Origin of the sequence: Leclercia sp. LSNIH3, from assembly GCF_002935105.1 — a bacterium.
GTDB lineage: Bacteria > Pseudomonadota > Gammaproteobacteria > Enterobacterales > Enterobacteriaceae > Enterobacter > Enterobacter adecarboxylatus.
In genome coordinates, this window is record NZ_CP026390.1 from 162,767 (window position 1) to 188,767 (window position 26,001).

Consider the following 26,001-nt stretch of genomic DNA (forward strand, 5'->3'; position numbering starts at 1 on the left):
AAATAAATTTACTCTACCCAACCGCCACCCAGCGCGGTAAACAGATTAATTTCGTTAACCTGTCGGGAATAGGTAAGATCGAGAATGGTTTGCTGCGTAGCGAAGAGGGAACGTTCTGCATCCAGCACTTCGATGTAACTGACAGCACCACTTGCATATAATCCTCTGGCACGCTGGAGAGTTATCTGAAGTGAATCAAGATAACGCTGCTGTGACTCAAGTTGCTGGCTAAGGCTGTCGCGCAGCGCAAGCGTGTCGGAAACATCCTTAAAGGCTGACTGAATTTTTTGTTCGTAATTAACCACCGATTGTTGCTGGCGAATTTCAGCCAGCTTCAGATTGGCTTTATTCCTGCCAGCATTAAAAATAGGAATTTCAATTTTAGGGATAAAATTCCACATTCCACTTCCTGACGTAAACAGGCTGGACAGCTCCGTACTGCTTGCGGAAAGACCACTGGTCAGGGTAATGGAGGGGAAAAAGGCCGCTCGCGCTGCGCCAATATTGGCATCAGCCGCTTTCAGCTGATATTCCGCTTCCATAATATCCGGTCGCTGCAGCAAAATTTGTGAAGATAGATTTGGTGGCAATTTTACTGGTGCGATCTCCCCGCCTTTCATCCCTTTTTCTGACGGAAGTGCGCGGTACGTTCCCAGCACCAGTTGCAGGGCATTGTTTGCCTGAGCCAGATCGCCTTCTCGTTTGGCTATTTCGGCGCGGGTACTTTCGATTTGTCCTCTCGCCTGTTCAAGTGCCAGAACGTTCGTACTCCCGGTCACGAGCTGTTGCTCAACGAAAGCATAGGACTGTTCATAATTTTTCAGCGTTTCCCGCGCAATACGGAGTTGTTCGTACGCCAGTTGCTGGCTGAAATAGCTCTGTGAAACGTTGGAGACCAGCAGGATGTGTACGGCCCGACGGGCTTCTTCGCTGGCAAAGTAGTTCTGGCGGTCAGCATCACTCATGTTCTTAAGTTTGCCGAAAAAATCGAGCTCATAGCTGAGCTCCAGTCTCGCGTCGTACTCCTGTGTGGTCGGCTTGTCACCTTTCAGACCACCGCTGTATGTTATCCCGGATGAGGCATTCAGCTGGGGATAACGATCTGCATCCGTGACGTTGAACTGGGCTCGGGCCTCTTCAACCTTCAGGGCAGCCATTCTCAAATCACGGTTATTAGTCAGAGCTTCACCGATCAACCGGGTAACCTGGGGATCGACAAAAAAGTTACGCCAGCCCGTATCCTGATAGCCATTTACCGCTGGCGTCAGGCTGTTATGGGACAGTGAAAACTGCTGGGGTACCGGTGCTGCGGGCCGCTGATATTCAGGCGCAAGCGACACGCAGCCTGCCAGGATGAATATCGTGCTAATGCTGAGTAATTTTAATTTGAACATAACGCTTCTCGTCCAGGCAGACCTGGTAAATGGTTCAAATGAAGTCCAGAGTATTGATAGGGGTACTTTACCTAACGCTCTCTGTTTGCCGAGTGACAGGATAATGACAATGTTGTCATTTTTGCTGTAATCCGTTGATAACGATCGTGGGCGCAATAGAATGACATTAGCAGCCAGCCGGGGAGCAAGATGAAAATATTGATCGTCGAAGACGAAATTAAAACAGGTGAATATCTCAGCAAAGGGCTTACAGAGGCAGGGTTCGTAGTGGATCACGCTGATAATGGTCTTACCGGATATCATCTCGCCATGACAGCCGAGTATGATTTAGTCATTCTGGATATCATGCTACCTGATGTGAACGGCTGGGATATCATCCGCATGCTGCGCACTGCCGGAAAGGGTATGCCGGTCTTACTGCTGACAGCCCTCGGCACGATCGAACATAGGGTCAAAGGACTGGAACTGGGTGCGGACGATTATCTGGTTAAACCCTTTGCGTTTGCCGAACTGCTCGCCCGGGTGAGAACCCTTCTGAGGCGGGGAAACACGATGATCACGGAAAGCCAGTTTAAGGTGGCTGACCTCTCGATTGATCTCGTATCCAGAAAAGTCAGTCGCGCCGGAAACCGCATTGTGCTCACCAGTAAAGAGTTCAGCCTGCTGGAATTTTTCATTCGCCATCAGGGAGAGGTTCTTCCCCGCTCCCTGATTGCCTCTCAGGTCTGGGACATGAATTTTGACAGCGACACTAATGCGATCGATGTCGCAGTAAAGCGACTCCGCGCTAAAATAGACAACGATTACGAGACAAAGCTGATCCAGACAGTCCGGGGCGTGGGCTACATGCTGGAGGTCCCGGATGCATAGCAAACCTTCCAGACGCCCTTTCTCACTCGCTCTGCGGCTGACCTTTTTTATCAGCCTGTCCACGATACTGGCTTTTATCGCCTTCACCTGGTTTATGCTGCATTCTGTTGAAAATCATTTTGCCGAGCAGGATGTCAGCGATCTTCAACAAATCAGCACCACACTGAACCGTATACTGCAGTCCCCGGTGGATCCGGATGATAAAAAAATAAGCAAAATAAAGGAATCAATTGCCAGCTACCGCAACGTTGCCCTTTTGCTCCTCAATCCCAGGGGTGAAGTGCTCTTTAGCTCAGCTCAGGGGGCGGCACTACGCCCGGCAGTGAATTCAGCAGATTTTAGCGAGCACAGCCGCGCACGGGATGTCTTTCTCTGGACGGTGGAGGATCCTGCGGGACCGATGGATACCGGGTCCGAAATGAAGATGGAAACATACAGGATTATCGCCTCCTCTGGTCAGGCGATATTTCAGGGCAAACAGCAGAACTATGTCATGCTGACTGGCCTATCCATTAATTTCCATCTCCATTACCTCGATGCGCTGAAAAAGAACCTGATTGCGATTGCCGTCGTGATAAGCCTGTTGATTGTTCTGATCATTCGAATCGCTGTCCGTCAGGGGCACCTGCCCCTTCGTAATGTCAGCAATGCCATTAAAAACATCACCTCCGAGAATCTTGATGCGCGACTGGAACCGACACGCGTTCCCATTGAGCTGGAGCAACTGGTTATCTCGTTCAATCATATGATTGGAAAGATTGAGGATGTCTTTACCCGCCAGGCCAATTTCTCTGCCGATATCGCGCATGAGATCAGAACGCCCATCACCAATCTGGTGACGCAGACTGAAATCGCACTGAGTCAGGATCGAACCCAGAGGGAACTTGAGGATGTCCTCTATTCCAGTCTTGAAGAGTATAACCGGATGACCAAAATGGTCAGCGATATGCTGTTCCTGGCACAGGCAGATAATAATCAGCTGATACCTGACAGGGTCATGTTTGACCTCAGAGCGGAAGTCATGAAAGTCTTCGAGTTTTTCGAAGCCTGGGCCGAAGAACGCAATATCACGCTCAAATTTAACGGGATGCCCTGCCTGGTTGAGGGAGATCCACAAATGTTCAGAAGGGCGATCAATAATCTGTTATCCAATGCCCTGCGTTATACCCCGGAGGGACAGGCAATCACCGTCTCAATAAGAGAGCAGGAGAGCTTTTTTGACCTTGTGATTGAAAATCCGGGGAAACCAATCCCTGAAGAGCATTTATCAAGGCTGTTTGACCGTTTTTATCGGGTAGATCCGTCCAGACAACGAAAAGGAGAAGGCAGCGGCATCGGCCTTGCGATTGTGAAGTCCATCGTGGAAGCACATCACGGAAGAGTGCAGGTGGAATCGGACGTACGTTCAACTCGTTTTATCCTATCCGTGCCCAGACTGGAGAAAATGATTCCGGAAACCCAGTACTGAGAATAAAGATTTAAATGACAAAGATGTCATTAGCCTGTCATGCAGCAAACAGAAGCCATTCGATATAATTAGTGCAACTTATCAGGAAGGCATTATTACTTCATCCATACACGGCATCAGCACAAGCCAGGAGTTGTATTAAAGCCTCATCCCGGCGGAATAAGGTCTGTAGAGTTGTCAGTTGTACTACTGAGGACACAGATCGAAATTCACGGACATCACTAATTCAGAAATGGAGAGTTACCATGAAAAATATCGTCTTAGCATCAGTGTTAGGTTTGAGCTTAATTTCTACGGCCTGGGCCACTGAAACTGTAAATATCCATGAGCGTGTCAATAATGCTCAGGCTCCGGCCCATCAGATGCAGTCTTCTTCAACTCCAGCCGCCATCCAGGGGGCAGCTCCACGGATGGCCGGTATGGATCAGCATGAACAGGCTATTATTGTTCATGAAACCATGAACAATGGTTCAGCAGATGCACATAAAAAAATGGCGGAAAGTCATCAGAAGATGATGGGAACTGGCACCGTTAACGCTTCCCGTCCGGCGACTTCGTTTGCGGCGATGAATGAACATGAAAGAGCAGCTGTTGCCCATGAATTTACGAATAACGGTCAGTCCGGCCCCCATCAGGCTATGGCTGATGCACACCGCCGCATGATCAATGCGGGCTGATGACAACTGAAGTTTCCGTGCGGTTACCCTTTCCTTGATAGATTGTCCCTTATACGGATATGTTGTTATTTTTTGCCCCCTTCAGGGGGCTTTTTTGTCTGACTCAGCTAAACTTATCCGGTAACCATCTGAAAGGGTTTATTATATGAAAATCACAAATTCGCTTTTTGTTATACTGATGTTTTCCCTGCCAGCGATTTCCGCAGAACATTCAGAAATGAAAATGTCAGATATATCCTCATCGGCATCGTCACAGGAATATATGTCCGGCATGAAAGGTATGCATGACAAAATGATGGCCGCTGTAAAAGAGTCCGATCCCGACAAGGCTTTTGCGAAAGGCATGGTAGCACACCATGAAGGGGCAATAGCAATGGCTGAGACCGAGCTAAAATACGGAAAAGATCCGGAAATGAGAAAGCTCGCGCAGGACATCATTAAAGCTCAAAAAGGTGAAATTGAGCAGATGAATAAATGGCTTGGTAATCAAAAATAATGATTGCGGAAATAATATATTGCGCGTACAGTCAGAGTGTTCCCGGGCACGGGAACCTGTTAATCGTTAATTAATCAAAACCCGATTCATTTCGGGTTTTTCCTTTTACCCCCCCCAACGCATGCACTGCACCGAGTGAAATTCACCTGAGCCAATTCTGCTTGCTTATTATTTCGATGGGAATTGCTGATTTTAATTAAGTCTATGTTTTAAAGGTGTTTCTCATGCCTGGGTTTGGCAGGGGTTCGTCCTGTTCTCTGGTCATGCGCAATGGCAATTCGCAGTCAGGGCTCAAGACTACTTTTACCTCTTTTTTAACAGAAAGTTTCTGGACCCGATACTTGCCGGAAACATCATCTGCTGTTCATCCCGACCAATAAAACGAAGGTATCACTCTCGTTTGAATCTCACTTACTTTCCATTTTGTAATAAAGAATCAAGTTTTCCAGTGATATATCAATACCAACTTTTTTTAATAACCTTTTTCGCGCAGTGTATATTTCTTTCAGCATATCTTCATAACCCTGACCAAGGTGAATTTGTTTATGGCAATTGCAACACAGAGATATGATATTTTCTTCAACATCAAGAGATGTGTCAAAAGCATCTTGCCTGGACATAGGTACAATGTGATGAGGTTCTGTGTAATTTAAGGATGAATTTCGCCTTCTGAATGTTGGGTGGTCACTATCGACTTCACATCTGTAACCTGCTTTATTCAGCGCATTTTGGGATACGCCTTTACTCCTGGGATACGAGAGGCCATTTTTTACTTCTATTGCATTTTTCTTTGGTTTGGCTTCCCCTGTATATTCAAACGTCTGAACGTTGTCAAAGATATTACTTTTCTCTATGGCATTGATCAACTCATCGTCAGAGTAATACTCACTGCTGGCCATTTCTGTTGTACCAAAAAAATCCAGTTCGTTAATTGCCTGAACAAGTTCCTCACGAATTGTCCATAAGTTTCTTTTGGGTTTTCCGCCGATTTCTTTACTCTTCATTACGGTAATGAATTTTGTACCGGATGCGATATTTCCGACACCTTTAACCTCGAATCTACCAAGTTCTTTTTGAACTCTGCCACCCAGTCCGTTTATGACTCCATTAGCACTCATGCTGTGCAGGTCGTACTTCTTACCAATATCGAAGCATGTGCAGGAATGATTTGGCTCAATAAACCATTTTTTTAACGCTGCAATACTTTTTGTGTCAAAAACTTTATCATTTGTTAATAAAGTTTTCCATTCTTCCACACTGATATCAATGTCACAGACATACTCTCCATCAATCACTTCGCATATTTTTTTAATCACATTCATTCCCCTGTTATACAGATAGTCATAATGAAAATATAAAGCTCGCTAACCGGTATGGTTGCGTAAGGACCGTAGTCTCTCAGAGACCGTGCTTTCTTTTTTTTCAGGCCTGGACACTAAAGGGTCTGTTGCACCCCGAAAAAATTTGTTGCGGGGATTGCTCATTGAGATGAGCCTCTGCTCGATCATACCAGATCAGCAGGCTGCCCCCAATGCTATGGCTTCTTAGTTTGGCCATTATCCGGCCTTCCTCACGACCAATAAAATAGAGACATTACCCGTGACGCTGCCACCGTCTCAGCCCGGAACGATCAGTGAGCGCTTCTGATGACCTTCGGTTTTTTTAACGAAGCGGGTGGGATACGGTTTGTTGCTGAAATCTTAATAATAACCAACAACTGATGCTAATTTCGCACTTTTAACATATATGAATATAAATGTTATGAATAATTGCATTTACAGGAAATATCATGCGTTTTGTCATCCGGGATCCGAAAAAAGGCAGTCCCGGATCACGGCGATTTTCTGCGCATATTTTTGAAAAAAAGATTAAATATGTGCTATATTATAATAAGTTAGTAACACTCCTCCCTCCCAATTCCTGACCCGCCTGTCGGGGCTGTACTGATACAGCTTTCCTTCTCGCTTCCGGAAACCCTGCTATTATCGATTTTTCGGAATTTCGGGATTGGTGCATCCGGTAATTGCGGGATGGTACTGTTATCTTGCTAATCATTTTAGGCGGACAATGGAATGTTACGCAGATGATGATAAATACAGTAATTAGTAGAAAGCTTACGATAAGGAAATCAATTATGAGTAACACAACGACATACATCAATCAGGGCAACAGCGTTTCACCTTCTTCAATTCTGGAAATGCTTTCAGGTTATGGCTGCCAGAAAGTATGGCTATACCGTACGATAAATACGCAGGGGGAAACTCTTCTTGTGCTTCTCGATGAGGAGAATGGGATATACGAGGAAATGGCCAGCCGCCTCGATGCTCCGGATATGAAAGAGTGGGCCTTTCAGTATTCTGACGGCGGTTATAAATCCCGTACGCTTCCTGAAGGAGCGTTTGAGCTCGATTTGAGCTGCCCTGATGAAGCGGCATGGTATATGGATCTTTTATAGCAGCAGGCCGTAAGGAAAGCTGTGAACAGGCGGGATTTCTCATTTAGAGGACCACACAGAGAGGTGCAGGTGTTATGGGAAGCGTGAAAGACCAGTTGCTGGATATTGAAGCTGAACGATTTGATAAATGGCTTGAGGAGAATCATTGTTGTGGTTGAAGTGGTTTACTGAATTTGGCCACCTGAACAGAGGTGATATGCTCACCTCAGAACAACACAGGTGCCATAATGAAAAAAAGAAATTTCAGCGCAGAGTTTAAACGCGAATCCGCTCAACTGGTCGTTGACCAGAATTACACCGTGGCAGATGCAGCCAGCGCTATGGATGTCGGCCTTTCCACAATGACGCGATGGGTGAAACAATTACGTGATGAGCGGCAGGGAAAAACACCAAAAGCCTCCCCCATTACCCCGGAACAAATTGAAATCCGTGAGCTCAGGAAAAAGCTACAACGTATTGAAATGGAAAATGAAATATTAAAAAAGGCTACCGCGCTCTTGATGTCAGACTCCCTGAACAGTTCTCGATAATCGGGAAACTCAGGGCGCGTTATCCTGTGGCCACTCTCTGCCATGTGTTCGGGGTCCATCGCAGCAGCTACAAATACTGGAAAAACCGTCCTGAAAAGCCAGACGGCAGACGGGCTGTATTACGCAGCCAGGTACTTGAACTGCATGGCATCAGCCACGGCTCTGCCGGAGCAAGAAGCATCGCCACAATGGCAACCCAGAGAGGCTACCAGATGGGGCGCTGGCTTGCTGGCAGACTCATGAAAGAGCTGGGGCTGGTCAGTTGCCAGCAGCCGACTCACCGGTATAAGCGTGGCGGTCATGAGCACGTTGCTATCCCGAATCATCTTGAGCGACAGTTCGCCGTACCGTTACCATGCTGTCCCGCCCTGGACGCATGACCGAAACGGAGACGCTGAATGAGTACGCTGTCTCCCGTCTGCGCGCGCCACTTATCGCACTTTATCAGGACCCGGCGCAACGCACCATGCAGGCTGTTCATACGCTTCTGGCACATTCCGGTCTGTACCTGAAAGAGCAGCATGACTGCCTTGTTATCTGTGACGGTTACGATCAGACGCGTACGCCCGTACGCGCTGAACGTGTCTGGCCAGCCCTGACGAAAGCGGTCATGAACAGCTATGAAGGTGGGTGGCAGCCTGTTCCTCATGACATTTTCCGCCAGGTCCCTCCGGCGGAACGTTTTGCCGGCGGAGGACTGAAAGCCCGCCCGGTCAGCGATCGGGAATGGGCAAAACTGCGCACCGGTTCGGGTCCGCAGGGCGCGCTTAAACGTGAGATTTTCTCCGACAAAGAAAGCCTGTGGAGCTATGCGGTATCACACTGCCGTCAGGATTTAGAGGCGCTTATCAGCAGCGGGAATTTCACCTGGGAGCGCGGTCATGAACTGCTGGCGCGTCAGGGATTACTGTTGATGCGTGAGAAGCAGGGCCTGGTGGTTATGGACGCATATAACCACGACCAGACGCCGGTTAAAGCAAGCCATGTCCATCCTGATCTGACGCTTGTACGTGCAGAGCCGCATGCCGGTGCGTTTGTTCGTGTGCCGTCAGATATTTTTGAACGCGTTGCGCCGGTGAGCCGTTATAACCCTGAGCTTGCCGTCAGCGACCGCGATATCCCGGGCATGAAACGTGATCCTGAACTGCGTCGTCAGCGTCGCGAAGCACGCGCTGCAGCGCGCGACGATCTGAAGGCCCGCTATTCAGCCTGGCGCGCGAACTGGCAGCGTCCGGACTTACACAACCGGGAACGCTGGCAGGCGATACATGACGAGTGCAGGATGCGTAAGGCACGTATCCGCGCACAGCAACGCGATCCTCTCGTGCGGAAGCTGCATTATCACATTGCGGAGCTGCAGCGCATGCAGGCACTCATTGCGCTGAAAGAGAGTGTGAAAGCGGAACGACTGGAGCTTATCGGGCAGGGGAAATGGTATCCGCCGTCTTACCGGCAGTGGGTTGAAGTGGAAGCGCTGAAAGGTGACAGGGCTGCGATATCGCAGCTGAGGGGATGGGATTACCGGGATCGTCGTCATGATAATACGCAGTCGACGTCCAACCAGCGTTGCGTGGTGCTTTGCGAACCGGGAAGCGCACCGCTGTACTACAATATGCCAGGCCTTAAGCCTGCCTTACAGAAAAACGGCAGCATCCGGTTCAGCGATACTGATACCGGGCAGCACGTCTGTACCGATTACGGCGATCGGGTGGTGTTCAGAAACGGCAGTGATTTTGCGTCCCTTCAGCGTGAGCTAAACCGGGTATCCCCTGTGCTTTTCGCCAGGGACCCGAAGATGGGCTTTGCTCCGGAAGGGAATGACATACAGTTTAACCAGGCGCTTGCTGAGATGGTGGGCTGGTATAATGTGTACCGTGCGGGAGAAGAGGATCAGGTCCGTATCAGCCGACCGGATGTGGACAGAATGCGTGAGCAGTGCGAAGCGTTTTTCCGTAACGCAGAGGCGGAGCAGAATACACCGGCATACATCTCACATGAGCCACGTAACGACTGGAAGCCACCTTCTCCGCGTTAGCATGAGCAGGCGCACTAAACCTCTTTACGCAAGCCATTCATCATGGTTGACACTAACTTATATTAGCGTAATATTATTTTTGAGCGGGAAGCCAACTGCATTAGGGTGCAATAGTTGGTGGATGAACCCCATAGAAGCCCTAACTTCTGTGCCTGGGTGAGACCTCAGCACCTTTAGTCTGAAGGTGTTTAATATAAAAAGACAACATTATTAGCCGCAGTGTTCATCATTGCGGCTTTTTGTTATCTGCAATACAGCAACTTCCCTCTGCGGTGTTTGTTCAGCCCCTTTGCTTCTGTGTGCATAAAGTTCCAGAGAACCTTTCCATCCCAGGGTGCAACAACTACCAGCATTTGCTGCCTCTGCTTGTATGTGCCGATAAAGATATAACGCACCATTTCATCGTCATACATTGTTTCCCATATCTCGTAGGGATGCTCAAGTGTGTCGAGTGCCAGCTTTACGTAACGTTCACGTGCGTCTACGCGCTTCTCCACAATGTGGGCAAGCTTATCGCGTACAATACACATGTTTCCTATATGCGTTGCCTTAATAACTGCAGACATTTCTGGCGAGCTGAAACCCATATGTGCTTCCAGGAACGCCAGGGCTTCTTCAGCTGTACTCCCTGCGACGATCTCTTCTGGTTGATCACGACGTTCTTCAGCTTCAAGGTTCCTGAGGTCTTTCAGGTCCAAATCTTTAAAGGTTGGTAATCCATTGAGAGCTTTAGCCATTCTTATTGTTAAATCCGCCATTTATACGCAGATGAGCAGGATATCATTACACTTCCCGGGTCGCCAGAACAGGCAGACCGAATAACACCGAAGGCAAGGCAGAAGCAGGCATAAGATAATTAAAGAAAAAAGGCCGCGCAAGCGGCCTTTTTTTATCAACGAGAAAGATTCGGCCACTTAACTGAGGCGGAGCCCTGCTGGGTTCGAATAATTGTTGTTTGAGCGATGTCCTGGCCGCTATCTCCGGAAGGCTAATATTACGCAGAATTGCATCTGTAGGTATCATCGCTTCCGGTGCGGCTGTTTCATCAGTCTCAGGTTTGTTGAGCGTGATATAGCGTAAGGTAAGTTCTGCCATGGTTGTGGTTTTGATAACTTCCAGTGCTTCCTCCCACAGACTTTTTTCACGCCCGCGGCGGTCCATGTCATATTCTGTCATCAGGTTGTGCGCTTCCTGGCGGTTGGCCAGCCGCCAGGAAGGTGGCGATCGCTTTCCACGGCTCTCCTCTTGACTTCTTTTTGCGGCGGGATGGTTTTCCGGACGGGGCAGGATTAGGCGAATGGCCTCGGCCTCCGTCCGGGCAACGGCCACGATCCCAACTCCTTCAATAAACCCTTTGGTCGTGTTTGCACTGTGCAGGGGGTAAAAGGGGGCCGCTTGGAAAACGGAAAATATCCTACGTTAAGCCTATTTTTTGAGCTGGCATGACGGGCAGCTATGAGCGAAGTATAGTCATTCGCCCTATCTCTTTTGTCGCACTTTCAACAAGGGGGTCGCTTGGAAAGCGGAACGAGGTCAGTCTCCGCCCGGACTGCTCAGCTCTTTAAACAGCAAAAGAGAGGCATCTTATGAGAAGGGATTGTTCAGTATGTCAGGGCAGACTGCTTTTTCATCCGCAGGTACTGAGGGTAAATGCTCAATTCCGGTACGATTCTTACTCTATAGCCAGACAGAATTCAGCATTGTGCTGAACCCGAATCTTTTTTTACTCTGACAGGCCTGTTCATCAGAACCCTGAAAAAACAATTTTCCCGTTCACATTTTTATTTTCCATGTCCTCATGAGCCCGGCGAAGTGCTTTTGTAGTGGTCATTCAATCCTTGTAACATCAGGATGATCCTGGTGTCAGTGAAAATACGAAATCAACACGTTGGTATCATTACCCACCTGTAAACTGACGTCGGCATTTTGAATCTCACTTCGGCGTGCCCCCTCCGAATGGCGCAAAACATTTCGTGGTATGGCATGATAGCACCCGAAGAGAGTCAATTCAGGGTGGTAAATGTGAAACCAGTAACGCTATACGATGTCGCAGAGTATGCCGGTGTCTCTTATCAGACCGTTTCCCGCGTGATGAACCAGGCCAGCCACGTCTCTGCGAAAACGCGGGAAAAGGTGGAAGCGGCGATGGCGCAGCTGAACTACATTCCCAACCGCGTGGCACAACAACTGGCGGGCAAACAGTCGTTGCTGATTGGCGTTGCTACCTCCAGTCTGGCCCTGCACGCGCCGTCGCAAATTGTCGCGGCGATTAAATCTCGCGCCGATCAACTGGGTGCCAGCGTGGTGGTGTCGATGGTAGAACGAAGCAGCGTCGAAGCCTGTAAAGCGGCGGTACATAACCTTCTCGCGCAACGCGTCAGTGGTCTGATCATTAACTATCCGCTGGATGACGAGGATGCCATTGCTGTGGAAGCTGCCTGCGCTAATGTTCCGGCCCTATTTCTTGATGTCTCTGACCAGACTCCCATCAACAGTATTATTTTTTCCCATGAAGACGGTACGCGACTGGGTGTGGAGCATCTGATCGCATTGGGTCACCAGCAAATCGCGTTGTTAGCCGGTCCATTAAGTTCTGTCTCGGCGCGTCTGCGTCTGGCGGACTGGCATAAATATCTCACACGCAATCAAATTCATCCGATAGCGGAACGGGAAGGCGACTGGAGTGCCATGTCCGGTTTTCAACAAACTATGCAAATGCTGAATGAGGGCATCGTTCCCACTGCGATGCTGGTTGCCAACGATCAGATGGCGCTGGGCGCAATGCGCGCTATTACCGAGTCCGGGCTGCGCGTTGGTGCGGATATCTCGGTAGTGGGATACGACGATACCGAAGACAGCTCGTGTTATATCCCGCCGTTAACCACCATCAAACAGGATTTTCGCCTGCTGGGGAAAACTAGCGTGGACCGCTTGCTGAAACTCTCTCAGGGCCAGGCGGTGAAGAGCAATCAGCTGTTGCCCGTCTCACTGGTGAAAAGAAAAACCACCCTACCGCCCAATACGCAAACCACCTCTCCCCGCACGTTGGCAGATTCCTTAATGCAGCTGGCACGACAAGTTTCCCGACTTGAAAGCGGGCAGTGAGCGCAACGCAATTAATGTGAGTCAGCTCACTCATTAGGCACCCCAGGCTTTACACTCTATGTGTCCGGCTCGTATGTTATGCGAAAATGTGAGCGGATAACAATTCACACAGGATACAACTATGACAATGATTACGGATTCACTGGCCGTCGTATTACAACGTCGTGACTGGGAAAACCCTGGCGTTACCCAACTTAATCGCCTTGCGGCACATCCCCCTTTCGCCAGCTGGCGTAATAGCGAAGAGGCTCGCACCGATCGCCCTTCCCAAGAGTCGCGCAGCCTGAATGGTGAATGGCGCTTTGCCTGGTTCCCGGCACCAGAAGCGGTACCAGAAAGCTGGCTGGAGCGCGATCTTCCTGACGCCGATACTGTCATCGTCCCCTCAAACTGGCAGATGCACGGTTACGATGCGCCTATCTACACCAACGTGACCTATCCCATTGCGGTCAATCCGCCGTATGTTCCCACGGAGAATCCGACGGGTTGTTACTCGCTCACATTTAATATTGATGAAAGCTGGCTACAGGAAGGCCAGACGCGAATTATTTTTGATGGTGTTAACTCGGCGTTTCATTTGTGGTGCAACGGGCGCTGGGTCGGTTACGGACAGGACAGTCGTTTGCCGTCTGAATTTGACCTGAGCGCATTTTTACACGCCGGAGAAAACCGCCTCGCGGTGATGGTGCTGCGCTGGAGTAACGGCAATTATCTGGAAGATCAGGATATGTGGCGGATGAGCGGCATTTTCCGTGACGTCTCGTTGCTGCACAAACCGACCACACAAATCAGCGATTTCCATGTTGTTACTCACTTTAATGATGATTTCAGCCGCGCTGTACTGGAGGCAAAAGTTCAGATGTACGGCGTGCTGCGCGATGAGCTGAGGGTGACGGTTTCTTTGTGGCAGGGTGAAACACAGGTCGCCAGCGGCACCGCGCCTTTCGGCGGTGAAATTATCGATGAGCGTGGCGGTTATGCCAATCGCGTCACGCTACGTCTGAACGTCGAAAAACCGGCGCTGTGGAGCGCCGAAATCCCGAATCTCTACCGTGCGGTGATTGAACTGCACACCGCCGACGGCATGCTGATTGAAGCAGAAGCCTGCGATGTCGGTTTCCGCGAGGTGCGGATTGAAAATGGCCTGCTGCTGCTGAACGGCAAGCCGTTGTTGATTCGCGGTGTTAACCGTCACGAGCATCATCCTCTGCATGGTCAGGTCATGGATGAGCAGACGATGGTGCAGGATATCCTGCTGATGAAGCAGAACAACTTTAACGCCGTGCGCTGTTCGCATTATCCGAATCATCCGCTGTGGTACACGTTGTGCGACCGCTACGGCCTGTACGTGGTGGATGAAGCCAATATTGAAACCCACGGCATGGTGCCAATGAATCGTCTGACCGATGATCCGCTCTGGCTACCCGCGATGAGCGAACGCGTAACGCGAATGGTGCAGCGCGATCGTAATCACCCGAGTGTGATCATCTGGTCGCTGGGGAATGAATCAGGCCACGGTGCTAATCACGATGCGCTCTATCGCTGGATTAAATCTGTCGATCCTTCCCGCCCGGTACAGTATGAAGGCGGCGGAGCCGACACCTCCGCAACCGATATTATTTGCCCGATGTACGCGCGTGTGGATGAAGACCAGCCCTTCCCGGCTGTGCCGAAATGGTCCATCAAAAAATGGCTTTCGCTGCCTGGAGAACTGCGTCCGCTGATCCTTTGCGAATATGCCCACGCAATGGGTAACAGTCTTGGTGGCTTCGCTAAATACTGGCAGGCGTTTCGTCAATACCCCCGTTTACAGGGCGGCTTCGTCTGGGACTGGGTCGATCAATCGCTGATTAAATATGATGAAAACGGCAACCCGTGGTCGGCTTACGGCGGTGATTTTGGCGATACGCCGAACGATCGCCAGTTCTGCATGAACGGTCTGGTCTTTGCAGACCGCACGCCGCATCCAGCGCTGACAGAAGCAAAACACCAGCAGCAGTTTTTCCAGTTCCGTTTATCCGGGCAAACCATCGAAGTGACCAGCGAATACCTGTTCCGTCATAGCGATAACGAGCTCCTGCGCTGGATGGTGGCGCTGGATGGCAAGCTGCTGACAAGCGGTGAAGTGCCTCTGGATGTCGCTCCACAAGGAAAACAGTTGATTGAACTGCCTGAACTACCGCAGCCGGAGAGCACCGGGCAACTCTGGCTAACGGTTCACGTAGTGCAACCGAACGCGACCACATGGTCAGCAGCCGGGCACATCAGCGCCTGGCAGCAATGGCGTCTGGCGGAAAACCTCAGCGTGACACAACCCTCCGCGCCCCACGCCATCCCGCAACTGACCACCAGCGAAACGGATTTTTGCATCGAACTTGGTAATAAGCGTTGGCAATTTAACCGGTTGTCAGGTCTTCTTTCACAAATGTGGATCGGCGATGAAAAACAACTGCTGACGCCGCTGCGCGATCAATTCACCCGTGCACCGCTGGATAATGACATTGGCGTAAGTGAAACGACCCGCATTGACCCTAACGCCTGGGTCGAACGCTGGAAGGCGGCGGGCCATTACCAGGCCGAAGCAGCGTTGTTGCAGTGCACGGCAGATACACTTGCCGACGCGGTGCTGATTACGACCGCCCACGCGTGGCAGCATCAGGGGAAAACCTTATTTATCAGCCGGAAAACTTACCGGATTGATGGTAGTGGTCAAATGGCGATTACCGTTGATGCTGAAGTGGCAAGCGATACGCCGCATCCGGCGCGGATTGGCCTGACCTGCCAGCTGGCGCAGGTCGCAGAGCGAGTAAACTGGCTCGGATTAGGACCGCAAGAAAATTATCCCGACCGTCTTACTGCGGCCTGTTTTGACCGCTGGGACTTGCCATTGTCAGACATGTATACTCCGTACGTTTTCCCGAGCGAAAACGGTCTGCGCTGCGGGACGCGCGAATTGAGTTATGGCCCACACCAGTGGCGCGGCGACTTCCAGTTCAACATCAGCCACTACAGCCAACAACAACTGATGGAAACCAGTCATCGCCATCTGCTGCACGCGGAAGAAGGCACATGGCTGAATATCGACGGTTTCCATATGGGAATTGGTGGCGACGACTCCTGGAGCCCGTCAGTGTCGGTGGAATTCCAGCTGAGCGCCGGTCGCTACCATTACCAGTTGGTCTGGTGTCAAAAATAATAATAACCAGGCAGACCATGTCTGCCCGTATTTTGCGTAAGGAAATCCATTATGTACTATTTAAAAAACACAAACTTTTGGATGTTCGGTTTATTCTTTTTCTTTTACTTTTTTATCATGGGAGCCTACTTCCCGTTTTTCCCGATTTGGCTACATGACATCAACCATATCAGCAAAAGTGATACGGGTATTATTTTTGCCGCTATTTCTCTGTTCTCGATATTATTCCAACCGCTGTTTGGTCTGATTTCTGACAAACTCGGACTGCGAAAATACCTGCTGTGGATTATTACCGGCATGTTAGTGATGTTTGCGCCGTTCTTTATTTTTATCTTCGGGCCACTGTTACAATACAACATTTTAGTAGGAGCGATTGTTGGTGGTATTTATCTTGGCTTTTGTTTTAACGCCGGTGCGCCAGCAGTAGAGGCATTTATCGAGAAAGTCAGCCGTCGTAGTAATTTCGAATTTGGTCGCGCGCGGATGTTTGGCTGTGTTGGCTGGGCGATGTGTGCCTCGATTGTCGGCATCATGTTTACCATCAATAATCAGTTTGTTTTCTGGCTGGGTTCTGGCTGTGCATTCATCCTCGCCGTTTTGCTCTTTTTCGCCAAAACAGATGCGCCCTCTTCCGCCACGGTTGCCAATGCGGTAGGTGCCAACCATTCGGCATTTAGCCTTAAGCTGGCGCTGGAACTGTTCAGACAGCCAAAACTGTGGTTTTTGTCACTGTATGTTATTGGCGTCTCCTGCACCTACGATGTTTTTGACCAACAGTTTGCTAATTTCTTTACTTCTTTTTTTGCCAACGGTGAACAGGGTACGCGGGTATTTGGCTACGTAACGACAATGGGCGAATTACTTAACGCCTCGATTATGTTCTTTGCGCCGCTGATCATTAATCGCATCGGTGGGAAAAACGCCCTGCTGCTGGCAGGCACTATTATGTCAGTACGTATTATTGGCTCATCGTTCGCTACCTCAGCACTGGAAGTGGTTATTCTGAAAACGCTGCATATGTTTGAAGTACCGTTCCTGCTGGTGGGCTGCTTTAAATATATTACCAGCCAGTTTGAAGTGCGTTTTTCAGCGACGATTTATCTGGTCTGTTTCTGCTTCTTTAAGCAACTGGCGATGATTTTTATGTCTATTCTGGCGGGCAATATGTATGAAAGCATCGGTTTCCAGGGCGCTTACCTGGTGCTGGGTCTGGTGGCGCTGGGCTTCACCTTAATTTCCGTGTTCACGCTTAGCGGCCCCGGCCCACTTTCCCTGCTGCGTCGCCAGGTGAATGAAGTCGCTTAAGAAATTAATGTCGGATACGGCGCGAGCGCCTTATCCGACCAACTTATCAGGACGGAATGTTAAAAATGAACATGTCGATGACAGAAAAAATAAAAGCAGGCAAGCTATTTACCGATATGTGCGAAGGCTTACCTGAAAAAAGACTTCGTGGGAAAACATTAATGTATGAGTTCAATCACTCGCTTCCATCAGAAGTTGAAAAAAGGGTAATGACTCCAACTTATTGATAGTGTTTTATGTTCAGATAATGCCCGATGACTTTGTCATGCAGCTCCACCGATTTTGAGAGCGACAGCGACTTCCGTCCCAGCCGTGCCAGGTGCTGCCTCAGATTCAGGTTATGCCGCTCAATTCGCTGCGTATATCGCTTGCTGATTACGTGCAGCTTTCCCTTCAGGCGGGATTCATACAGCGGCCAGCCATCCGTCATCCATATCACCACGTCAAAGGGTGACAGCAGGCTCATAAGGGATCGTCTCAGAAAACGGAAAATAAAGCACGTTAAGCCGGTGGCAGTGGTCGCAACGGTCTGAACTTGCCTGCGCCGACCTTGGTGCTGCTGCGCCAGAGGTAATCGCCGGTCAGATTGATGTGTTCCCACCCCAGCGGTGACAGGTATTGAAACAGCGTCTCGTCTACCGGTTTGCCGTGCCCGTTCAAAGCATTGGTTGCCCGTTCCAGATAGGCCGTGTTCCAAAGCACGATGGCCGCCGTTACCAGATTGAGGCCGCTGGCCCGGTAGCGTTGTTGCTCAAAACTGCGGTCGCGGATTTCGCCCAGTCGGTTGAAGAACACCGCCCTGGCCAGCGCGTTGCGCGCCTCGCCTTTGTTGAGTCCGGCCTGCACGCGGCGGCGCAGCTCCACGCTTTGCAGCCAATCCAGTATGAACAACGTGCGCTCAATGCGCCCCAGCTCGCGCAGTGCAACGGCCAGTCCGTTCTGACGCGGATAGCTGCCGAGCTTGCGCAACATCAGCGAGGCCGTCACCGTACCCTGCTTGATCGAAGTGGCGAACCGCAAGATTTCATCCCAATGGGCGCGTATCTGCTTGATGTTCAGCCGGTCGCTGCTAATCATCGGCTTGAGCGCGTCATAGGCGGCATCGCCCTTTGGGATGAATAGCTTGGTGTCGCCCAGGTCTCGGATACGTGGCGCGAATCGGAAGCCCAGTAGGTGCATCAGGCCGAAGACATGATCGGTAAGGCGATCAATGACAAGGTGCGGATGTATGGCCGCATCGGCCAAGCCTTGCTGGAAGCCAAACAGAGCGGCGGCGATCCGTTCGCCGCCATCGAGGCCGTAATGCCGTGGGATACCTTCGCCGCCAGCGTCACGGAGGCGCAAAAGCTCGCGCAGCCGGAGAGCTTCGACTTTCTGCATCGCATCGGTGAAAGCTACGCCACGTTGCGCCGCTACGCGCCGCAGTTCCTGGACGTACTTAAGTTACGGGCGGCACCAGCCGCCAAGGGCGTACTCGATGCCATCGAGGTGCTTCGCGGCATGAACAGCGACAACGCCCGCAAGGTGCCCGCCGACGCGCCGACCGCATTCATCAAGCCACGCTGGGCGAAACTGGTGCTCACGGACGATGGCATTGACCGGCGCTACTACGAGCTGTGCGCCCTGTCAGAGCTAAAGAACGCGCTGCGATCAGGCGATGTCTGGGTGCAGGGTTCGCGCCAGTTCAAGGACTTTGATGAGTACCTGGTGCCGGCCGAGAAGTTCGCTACTCTGAAGCTGGCCAACGAATTGTCGCTGGCAGTGGCCACCGATTGCGATCAGTATTTGCACGACCGACTGGCATTGCTGGAACAGCAGCTTGCCACCGTCAACCGCATGGCGGCGGCCAATGATCTGCCGGATGCCATCATTACCGAGTCCGGCCTGAAGATCACGCCGCTGGACGCGGCGGTGCCGGAGACCGCACAAGCCCTAATCGACCAGTCGGCGATGCTGCTGCCACACGTCAAGATTACCGAACTGCTGATGGAAGTTGATGAGTGGACAGGCTTCACCCGGCATTTCACGCATCTGAAGACCGGCGACACGGCCAAGGACAAAACCTTGCTGCTGACGACGATCCTGGCTGATGGCATCAATCTCGGGCTAACCAAGATGGCCGAGTCCTGCCCAGGCACGACTTACGCCAAGCTGTCGTGGCTGCAAGCCTGGCACATCCGGGATGAAACGTACTCAACGGCGCTGGCCGAACTGGTCAACGCGCAGTTCCGGCAATCCTTTGCCGGAAACTGGGGCGATGGCACCACGTCATCGTCGGATGGCCAAAATTTCAGAACCGGCAGCAAAGCGGAGAGCACCGGGCATATCAACCCGAAGTATGGAAGCAGTCCAGGCCGGACGTTTTATACCCATATCTCCGACCAGTACGCGCCCTTCAGCACCAAGGTAGTCAACGTCGGCGTGCGTGATTCAACCTATGTGCTCGATGGCCTGCTGTACCACGAGTCGGACTTGCGGATCGAGGAGCACTACACCGACACAGCGGGCTTTGCCGGAAGCCTGAAACTGCTGCTGATGCTTGTTCTTGGCGGCGTTGAATAGTTTGCCGATGATGCGGTCGTGCAGGTCGATGATTTCGTCGGTGACGGTGGCCATACCTTCAATGGCCAGCGAAACCAGAGTGGCATAGCGTCGTTGCATCTCGAACTTTGCCAGATCGGCAGGCGTCATCTGCCCACCCTCACGGGCGATCTTGAGCAGGCGGTTCTGGTGAACTTGTCGCTCGATGCCTGCGGGAAGGTCAAGCGCCTGCCAAGCCTTGAGGCGCTCGATGTGTTCAAGCATATGCCGAGAGTTCGGCTTGACGGGCGACTGGCGCAGCCATGCCAGCCACGTCAATTTGCTGCCGTCCTTGCGCTTGAGAAGTTCGTCCAGGCGCTGACGGTGGAGCGATAACAAAGAATCGGTCAACGCCGCGTAAATACGCCGGTTGGCACGGGTGATGGCCTCGGCGCTCGCGCGCTCGATGGCATTCATGGCGGGCAGGATGATGCTCTGCCGCCGCAGGTTTTCGACAAGGGTGCTGGCCAGCACAATCCCTTTATCGGTCTGCAAGGCCAGCTCGGTCAATGTATGCACGGCTGCCGGTAGTGACTCATGGTGAAGGGCTTGAACCCGAACACCGTTTGCAGCTCGACCAAGTGCTCCCGCCGCGTCTGCTCGCGCTGGCCGTAATCGTTCCAACTTTCCACCGGCACCTTGAGTTGTGCGGCCACCATGCGCAACAGGGGCGGAAACGGAGGCTCATCGATGCCCAAGAAGATGCCAGGGAATCGCAAGTAGCAAAGCTGCACGGCGAAGCCCAATCGATTCGCAGCGCCGCGACGCTGGCGGATCACCGATAGGTCGGTTTCGTTGAACGTGTAGTGCCGTATCAGTTCGTCTTTGGCATCTGGTAGTGCCAGCAGGCTTTCGCGCTCGGTGGCGGACAGGATTGAGCGGCGCGGCATGATCAGTCTTCCCGCAGGTACTGGTACAAGGTTTCGCGACTGATGCCGAAGTCACGGGCCACCAAGGTTTTTTGATCGCCTGCCGCGACTCGCTGTTTCAACTTGGCAATTTGTTCGCTGTTCAGCGATTTCTTTCGTCCCCGGTAGGCACCGCGCTGCTTGGCCAGCACGATTCCCTCGCGCTGGCGTTCGCGGATCAGTGCGCGCTCGAACTCCGCAAAAGCCCCCATGACCGACAGCATCAAATTGGCCATCGGTGAGTCATCGCCGGTGAACGCCAGCCCTTCTTTGACAAACTCCATCCGCACGCCCCGTTGTGTCAGCCCCTGAACGATGCGGCGCAGGTCATCGAGATTGCGTGCCAACCTGTCCATGCTGTGCACCACCACGGTGTCGCCCTCGCGCACAAAGGCCAGCAGCCTTTCAAGTTCGGGACGTTGCGTGTCCTTGCCGGAAGCCTTATCGGTGAATACCTTACCGACTTCGATTTGCTCCAGTTGCCGATCAGGGTTCTGGTCGAAGCTGCTGACGCGGATATAGCCAATGCGTTGACCTTGCAAGGTGCCTCCAAAGGTAAAAGTGTCAGGATGAAATCCATTACCCTTGGCGGCTTGTGTCAATAAATACAAACTACAACTCTATTCTGACGTGCTTTGCGCCAAGCATCTGACATCAGGTTAGGGTATGCCTCAATCTGACGGCTGCGAACCGCCAGGGACAGGCGCAATGTCAGATTCTGTCGCGGCCTTGGCGCGTGCCTGGAAGCGTTCATAGCAATCCAGCCCGCAGAAATGTTCGACGTATTCCGCGCCTTCCGGGGTGAAGGCGGCATCGAGCGGAATTTCTTTGCAGCATACGCAGCAGGTGGTGCAACTGGCAGTGTTCGGGGCGTTTGCGTTCATGGTGGTACTCCTCCAGATTGGTAGCGAAGCTCAAAGCTGCCCACTCTCGGCTGGCTGGGAAGCGGTCATGATCTTCCCTTGAAGGCCCGCAGCAGCCGCGTCACAGACAGGACAAACAAGCCGGTCAGCGTGAGGGCTGCAATACCCCAGTGCTCCCCGATGAACGCGCCGGCCGTCGTGCCGGCTAGCACAATGGCGAGAATCGGCAAATGGCAGGGACAGGTGAGCACGGCCAGCGCGCCCCACAAGTAGCCGGTGATCGGTTTGTGCGTCTCAGACGGCAAGTGCTCTGGGCTGTTCATGGCAGACTCTCCGCGTGCTGTGCCGGTTCGGTTGGCATGGCGGCCAGTTGCATTTCGAGGCTGGCCAGGGCCTCGCGCCGACGCTCGACGAGTTGCCGCAACACGGCAAGCTGCGCAGACGCACCGTCACCGTCCGCAGCATCCAGCGCCCGGCACAGCCGCGCCAGTGCGTCCAGGCCGATACCCGCTTCGAAGGCAGCCCGTACAAAGCGCAGCCGTTGCAACGCGGTGTCATCGAACAAGCCGTAGCCGCCCGTGGTGTACGCGACCGGCCGTAGCAATCCGCGCAGCAGGTAGTCGCGCACGATATGCACGCTCACCCCGGCATCAAGGGCCAGCCGGGACACTGTGTAGGCGCTCATTGAACACCTCCTTTTCCTCATCCGGCGCAGCACGAAAGCTGCTTCACGTCCTTGCTGAAGGTCTGCGCCGCGAGCTTCAGCCCTTCGACCATGGTCAGGTAGGGGAACAATTGGTCGGCCAGTTCCTGCACGGTCATACGGTTGCGAATGGCGAGCACCGCCGTCTGGATCAGTTCACCCGCTTCCGGGGCCACCGCTTGCACGCCGATGAGCCGTCCGCTACCTTCCTCGATGACCAGCTTGATGAAGCCGCGTGTGTCGAAGTTGGCAAGCGCACGCGGCACGTTATCCAGTGTTAGCAGGCGACTGTCGGTCTCGATCCCGTCGTGATGTGCTTCCGCCTCGCTGTAGCCCACGGTGGCGACCTGCGGGTCGGTGAACACCACGGCCGGCATTGCGGTCAGGTCCAGGGCCGCATCGCCGCCAGTCATGTTGATCGCCGCACGAGTGCCGGCCGCTGCCGCCACATAGACGAACTGCGGCTGGTCGGTGCAGTCGCCGGCCGCGTAGATGTTCGGGCTACTGGTGCGCATGCCCTTGTCGATGACGATGGCCCCCTGCGCATTGACGGCTACCCCCGCCGCTTCCAATGCCAGGCTGCGCGTGTTCGGTGTCCGGCCGGTGGCGACCAGCAGCTTGTCGGCGCGCAATTCACCGTGCGTGGTGGTCAGCACGAATTCACCGTCCATATGGGCGACCTGGCTGGCTTGCGTGTGCTCCAGCACCTCGATGCCCTCGGCACGGAAAGCGGCTGTCACCGCCTCGCCGATGGCCGGGTCTTCACGGAAGAACAAGGTATTGCGCGCCAGGGCCGTGACCTTGCTGCCCAGCCGGGCAAAGGCTTGCGCCAGCTCCAGCGCCACCACCGACGAGCCGATTACGGCAAGGCGTTCGGGAATGGTGTCGCTCGCCAGGGCCTCGGTGGAAGTCCAGTAGGGTGACTCTTTCAAGCCCGGAATCGGCGGGACCGCCGGGCTGGCACCCGTGGCGACCAGGCAGCGGTCGAACATCACGACGCGCTCGCCACCCTCGTTCAAACTAACGATAAGGCTCTGGTCGTCCTTGAAACGCGCTTCACCGTGCAGAACGGTGATGGCTGAATTGCCGTCCAGGATGCCTTCGTACTTGGCATGACGGAGTTCTTCGACACGGGCCTGCTGCTGGGCCAGCAGCCGCTCGCGCAAGATCGTCGGCGGTGTGGGTGGCATGCCGCCGTCGAATGGGCTTTCCCGGCGCAGATGGGCGATGTGGGCGGCGCGGATCATGATCTTGGACGGCACACAACCGACGTTGACGCAGGTGCCGCCGATGGTGCCGCGCTCAATCAGCGTGACCTGCGCGCCTTGCTCGACGGCCTTCAGTGCTGCCGCCATCGCGGCTCCACCGCTACCAATGACGACGACCTGCAACGGGCGTTCGTTGCCACTGGGCTTATCAGCGGCCCCTATCCAGCCGCGCATCTTGTCGAGCAGGCCGGCGCGGTTGTCCGTCGGTGGCGCATCGGCAAGCGTTGCCTCGTAGCCCAGTCCGGCCACGGCGGTAGTCAGCGCATCCGATGACGTGCCCGCCTCAATGGCGAGTTGCGCTGTGCCCTTCGGATAGGACACCAGCGCCGATTGCACGCCGGGCACTTTCTCCAAGGCTTCCTTGACGTGAGCCGCGCACGAGTCGCAGGTCATCCCGGTGATTTTCAGGGTGGTCATGTATTTTTCCTTTTCTGTGGTGGCTACGGCTGTTGCCGTCAGCCACGTTGTTCTGGCAATTCACAGCTGTCCGGCCCGCAGCGGCGATGTGCTGGCGAGATGAAATCCCAGACCGACACCCCAACCATCAAGGCCAGGCCGACATAGAGCAGTCCACCGCTCTGCCAGCCGTAAGCCCGCATTAAAAACACCGCTGCCAGCACCAAGATCGGGCCTATCGTGCCGAGCGCCGTGCGTCGCCACTGTCGATGATTGAGCCAAGCGATAGCATTGGCGAGTAACGCGATGCCGGCGAACATCGGCAGCAGGATGCCAATGAATAGCCCCTCGTACTGGCTCAAGAAGCCCAGTCCGATGGCCGCGCCAAAGCTGGCGATGGCAGGAAAACAGGCGGCGCAGCCCATCGCGGAAACGACGCTGCCGAGCGCGCCGGTTTTGCCAGCGATGCGCGTGATGAGTCCCATGTGTCGCTCCCGAGTTCGGTTAACGGATCAGCGTTTGAGGCTGGACGGATAGCCCGCGTCCTCGGTCGCCTTGGTCAACTTCTGGACGTTGGTCTTGGCATCGTCGAAGGTGACGACGGCCTGGCGCTTGTCGAAACTTACGTCGGTCTTGCTCACGCCCTCAACCTTGGAAAGCGCGTGCTTGACAGTGATCGGGCAAGAGGCGCAGGTCATGCCAGGCACGGACAGCGTGACGGTCTGGGTGGCGGCCCACACGGGGGCAACAACGGCAGCGAGGGCGAGGGCGGCAAACAGTTTTTTCATGATGAACTCCTGTGATTAATAGAAAAATGGCATGACGTAGGGAAATCCGAGCGAGACCAGGACCAGCGCGGCCACGATCCAGAAAATGAGCTTGTAAGTAGCTCGCACTTGGGGAATCGCGCAGACCTCACCCGGTTTGCAGGCTTGCGCCGGGCGGTAGATGCGCCGCCAGGCGAAAAACAGCGCGACCAGCGCTGCGCCGATGAAGATCGGGCGATAGGGTTCCAGCACCGTCAGGTTGCCGATCCATGCCCCGCTGAACCCCAAGGCGATCAAAACCAGCGGCCCCAGGCAGCAGGCCGACGCAAGAATGGCGGCCAGCCCACCGGCGAAGAGCGCGCCGCGCCCGTTTTGTGGTTCAGACTTTTGTGGTTCAGACTTTTGTGGTTCAGACTTTTGTGGTTCAGACATACGCTTGTCCTTTCAAATTTGGTTTGGATAGCTTAAGCTTACTTCCGTAGTTATGTACGGAGTCAAGCGATATGCAAATTAATTTTGAGAATCTGACCATTGGCGTTTTTGCCAAGGCGGCCGGGGTCAATGTGGAGACCATCCGGTTCTACCAGCGCAAGGGCCTGCTGCCGGAGCCAGACAAGCCCTATGGCAGCATTCGCCGCTATGGCGAGGCGGATGTAACACGAGTGCGGTTCGTGAAATCGGCCCAGCGGCTGGGCTTTAGCCTGGACGAAATCGCCGAGCTACTGCGGCTGGAGGATGGCACCCATTGCGAGGAAGCCAGCGGCCTGGCCGAGCACAAGCTCAAGGATGTGCGCGAGAAGATGGCCGACTTGGCACGCATGGAGGCCGTGCTGTCTGAACTGGTGTGCGCCTGCCATGCGCGGAAAGGGAACGTTTCCTGCCCGCTGATTGCGTCACTGCAAGACGGAACGAAGCTCGCTGCATCGGCGCGGGGGAGTCACGGGGTGACTACGCCTTAGCGTGCTTTATTTTCCGAATTCTGAGA

20 protein-coding genes and 8 pseudogenes are annotated in these 26,001 nt (G+C 53.2%); 13 read left to right on the forward strand and 15 right to left on the reverse strand.

Annotation, left to right across the window (positions count from 1 at the left end; translation table 11 throughout):
• Window positions 1-8: 8 nt before the first annotated feature.
• Window positions 9-1,394 carry a Cu(+)/Ag(+) efflux RND transporter outer membrane channel SilC gene (gene silC, locus C3F35_RS24490; protein WP_000475503.1) on the reverse strand — a complete coding sequence of 462 codons (1,386 nt, stop codon included), beginning with the start codon at window positions 1,392-1,394 and terminating at the stop codon, window positions 9-11.
• A gap of 189 nt (window positions 1,395-1,583) precedes the next feature.
• Here silC and silR point away from each other — a divergent pair, with 189 nt between their 5' ends.
• The 4 genes from silR to copM all read left to right on the forward strand — a co-directional run bounded on the left by silR (window position 1,584) and on the right by copM (window position 4,905).
• Window positions 1,584-2,264: a copper/silver response regulator transcription factor SilR gene (gene silR, locus C3F35_RS24495; RefSeq protein WP_000697968.1), complete on the forward strand. Its 681-nt coding sequence runs from the start codon at window positions 1,584-1,586 to the stop codon at window positions 2,262-2,264.
• The gene (gene silS / locus C3F35_RS24500) at window positions 2,257-3,732 is read left to right on the forward strand and encodes a copper/silver sensor histidine kinase SilS (RefSeq protein ID WP_007374412.1); all 1,476 of its coding nucleotides are present in this window, start codon (window positions 2,257-2,259) and stop codon (window positions 3,730-3,732) included. Before silR ends, silS begins: the two co-directional genes overlap by 8 nt.
• A 245-nt stretch (window positions 3,733-3,977) precedes the next feature.
• Complete coding sequence (silE, locus tag C3F35_RS24505; RefSeq protein ID WP_007374411.1) at window positions 3,978-4,409, forward strand: silver-binding protein SilE; 432 nt, start codon at window positions 3,978-3,980, stop codon at window positions 4,407-4,409.
• Window positions 4,410-4,554: 145 nt separating this feature from the next.
• Complete coding sequence (gene copM / locus C3F35_RS24510; RefSeq protein ID WP_103793517.1) at window positions 4,555-4,905, forward strand: CopM family metallochaperone; 351 nt, start codon at window positions 4,555-4,557, stop codon at window positions 4,903-4,905.
• Window positions 4,906-5,312: 407 nt separating this feature from the next.
• Here the strand turns inward: copM and C3F35_RS24515 are convergent, their stop codons facing one another.
• Window positions 5,313-6,221: an HNH endonuclease gene (locus C3F35_RS24515; RefSeq protein WP_007374408.1), complete on the reverse strand. Its 909-nt coding sequence runs from the start codon at window positions 6,219-6,221 to the stop codon at window positions 5,313-5,315.
• 818 nt (window positions 6,222-7,039) lie between these two features.
• Between C3F35_RS24515 and C3F35_RS24525 the strand changes: the two genes are divergently transcribed.
• The 3 genes and pseudogenes from C3F35_RS24525 to C3F35_RS24535 all read left to right on the forward strand — a co-directional run.
• The gene (locus tag C3F35_RS24525; protein WP_022652205.1) at window positions 7,040-7,360 is read left to right on the forward strand and encodes a hypothetical protein; all 321 of its coding nucleotides are present in this window, start codon (window positions 7,040-7,042) and stop codon (window positions 7,358-7,360) included.
• Window positions 7,361-7,587: 227 nt separating this feature from the next.
• Window positions 7,588-8,246, forward strand: a pseudogene (locus tag C3F35_RS24530) (transposase); the annotation flags it as partial.
• Between the two features lie 326 nt (window positions 8,247-8,572).
• Window positions 8,573-9,925: pseudogene (locus tag C3F35_RS24535) on the forward strand (relaxase NikB); the annotation flags it as partial.
• 242 nt (window positions 9,926-10,167) lie between these two features.
• Here the strand turns inward: C3F35_RS24535 and C3F35_RS24540 are convergent.
• Together C3F35_RS24540 and C3F35_RS24545 are read right to left on the reverse strand one after the other, a co-directional pair.
• On the reverse strand, window positions 10,168-10,662 hold the full coding sequence (locus C3F35_RS24540) for a PBECR2 nuclease fold domain-containing protein (RefSeq protein ID WP_058663152.1): 495 nt from the start codon (window positions 10,660-10,662) through the stop codon (window positions 10,168-10,170).
• 46 nt (window positions 10,663-10,708) lie between these two features.
• Complete coding sequence (locus C3F35_RS24545; RefSeq protein ID WP_103793519.1) at window positions 10,709-11,254, reverse strand: hypothetical protein; 546 nt, start codon at window positions 11,252-11,254, stop codon at window positions 10,709-10,711.
• Window positions 11,255-11,947: 693 nt separating this feature from the next.
• On the opposite strand from C3F35_RS24545, the gene lacI reads away from it, so the two are divergent.
• The 4 genes and pseudogenes from lacI to C3F35_RS24570 form a co-directional block, all read left to right on the forward strand.
• Window positions 11,948-13,030, forward strand: coding sequence for a DNA-binding transcriptional repressor LacI (gene lacI, locus C3F35_RS24555; RefSeq protein ID WP_016809493.1), 1,083 nt, complete (start codon window positions 11,948-11,950; stop codon window positions 13,028-13,030).
• A 121-nt stretch (window positions 13,031-13,151) separates the two neighbouring features.
• Entirely contained in the window at window positions 13,152-16,226 is a 3,075-nt protein-coding gene (lacZ, locus tag C3F35_RS24560) for a beta-galactosidase (RefSeq protein ID WP_103793520.1), read from the forward strand.
• A 51-nt stretch (window positions 16,227-16,277) separates the two neighbouring features.
• Entirely contained in the window at window positions 16,278-17,531 is a 1,254-nt protein-coding gene (lacY, locus tag C3F35_RS24565; protein WP_088221856.1) for a lactose permease, read from the forward strand.
• Between the two features lie 65 nt (window positions 17,532-17,596).
• A pseudogene (locus tag C3F35_RS24570) lies at window positions 17,597-17,737 on the forward strand (maltose acetyltransferase domain-containing protein); the annotation flags it as partial.
• A 14-nt stretch (window positions 17,738-17,751) separates the two neighbouring features.
• Here C3F35_RS24570 and C3F35_RS24575 read toward each other — a convergent pair.
• Both C3F35_RS24575 and C3F35_RS24580 read right to left on the reverse strand, forming a co-directional pair.
• Window positions 17,752-18,000, reverse strand: a pseudogene (locus tag C3F35_RS24575) (IS1 family transposase); the annotation flags it as partial.
• 32 nt (window positions 18,001-18,032) lie between these two features.
• Window positions 18,033-18,731, reverse strand: a pseudogene (locus tag C3F35_RS24580) (Tn3 family transposase); the annotation flags it as partial.
• Between C3F35_RS24580 and C3F35_RS24585 the strand changes: the two are divergent.
• A pseudogene (locus C3F35_RS24585) lies at window positions 18,729-20,075 on the forward strand (Tn3 family transposase); the annotation flags it as partial. The pseudogenes C3F35_RS24580 and C3F35_RS24585 sit on opposite strands and share 3 nt — an antisense overlap.
• Before the next feature lie 189 nt (window positions 20,076-20,264).
• Here C3F35_RS24585 and C3F35_RS24590 read toward each other — a convergent pair.
• From C3F35_RS24590 to merT, 9 genes and pseudogenes are all read right to left on the reverse strand, one after another.
• Window positions 20,265-21,001: pseudogene (locus C3F35_RS24590) on the reverse strand (DUF4158 domain-containing protein); the annotation flags it as partial.
• A 2-nt stretch (window positions 21,002-21,003) separates the two neighbouring features.
• Window positions 21,004-21,561 (reverse strand): recombinase family protein, encoded by a 558-nt coding sequence (locus tag C3F35_RS24595; RefSeq protein ID WP_004213590.1) that lies wholly within the window; start codon window positions 21,559-21,561, stop codon window positions 21,004-21,006.
• A 129-nt stretch (window positions 21,562-21,690) separates the two neighbouring features.
• Window positions 21,691-21,918, reverse strand: a pseudogene (locus C3F35_RS24600) (DUF3330 domain-containing protein); the annotation flags it as partial.
• A gap of 50 nt (window positions 21,919-21,968) precedes the next feature.
• Window positions 21,969-22,205 (reverse strand): broad-spectrum mercury transporter MerE, encoded by a 237-nt coding sequence (gene merE, locus C3F35_RS24610; RefSeq protein ID WP_001087807.1) that lies wholly within the window; start codon window positions 22,203-22,205, stop codon window positions 21,969-21,971.
• A complete protein-coding gene (gene merD / locus C3F35_RS24615; RefSeq protein ID WP_001277466.1) occupies window positions 22,202-22,567 on the reverse strand; it encodes a mercury resistance co-regulator MerD in 366 nt (121 codons plus the stop codon). The genes merE and merD overlap by 4 nt, the downstream gene beginning before the upstream one ends.
• Window positions 22,568-22,584: 17 nt before the next feature.
• Window positions 22,585-24,270, reverse strand: coding sequence for a mercury(II) reductase (gene merA, locus C3F35_RS24620; RefSeq protein ID WP_000209296.1), 1,686 nt, complete (start codon window positions 24,268-24,270; stop codon window positions 22,585-22,587).
• A 38-nt stretch (window positions 24,271-24,308) separates the two neighbouring features.
• On the reverse strand, window positions 24,309-24,734 hold the full coding sequence (gene merC, locus C3F35_RS24625) for an organomercurial transporter MerC (protein WP_000522996.1): 426 nt from the start codon (window positions 24,732-24,734) through the stop codon (window positions 24,309-24,311).
• Window positions 24,735-24,761: 27 nt separating this feature from the next.
• Complete coding sequence (merP, locus tag C3F35_RS24630; RefSeq protein ID WP_000732275.1) at window positions 24,762-25,037, reverse strand: mercury resistance system periplasmic binding protein MerP; 276 nt, start codon at window positions 25,035-25,037, stop codon at window positions 24,762-24,764.
• Window positions 25,038-25,052: 15 nt separating this feature from the next.
• Entirely contained in the window at window positions 25,053-25,448 is a 396-nt protein-coding gene (gene merT, locus C3F35_RS24635) for a mercuric ion transporter MerT (RefSeq protein WP_001294653.1), read from the reverse strand.
• A gap of 71 nt (window positions 25,449-25,519) precedes the next feature.
• On the opposite strand from merT, the gene merR reads away from it, so the two are divergent.
• Entirely contained in the window at window positions 25,520-25,975 is a 456-nt protein-coding gene (gene merR / locus C3F35_RS24640) for an Hg(II)-responsive transcriptional regulator (RefSeq protein WP_001166628.1), read from the forward strand.
• Window positions 25,976-26,001: the final 26 nt, after the last annotated feature.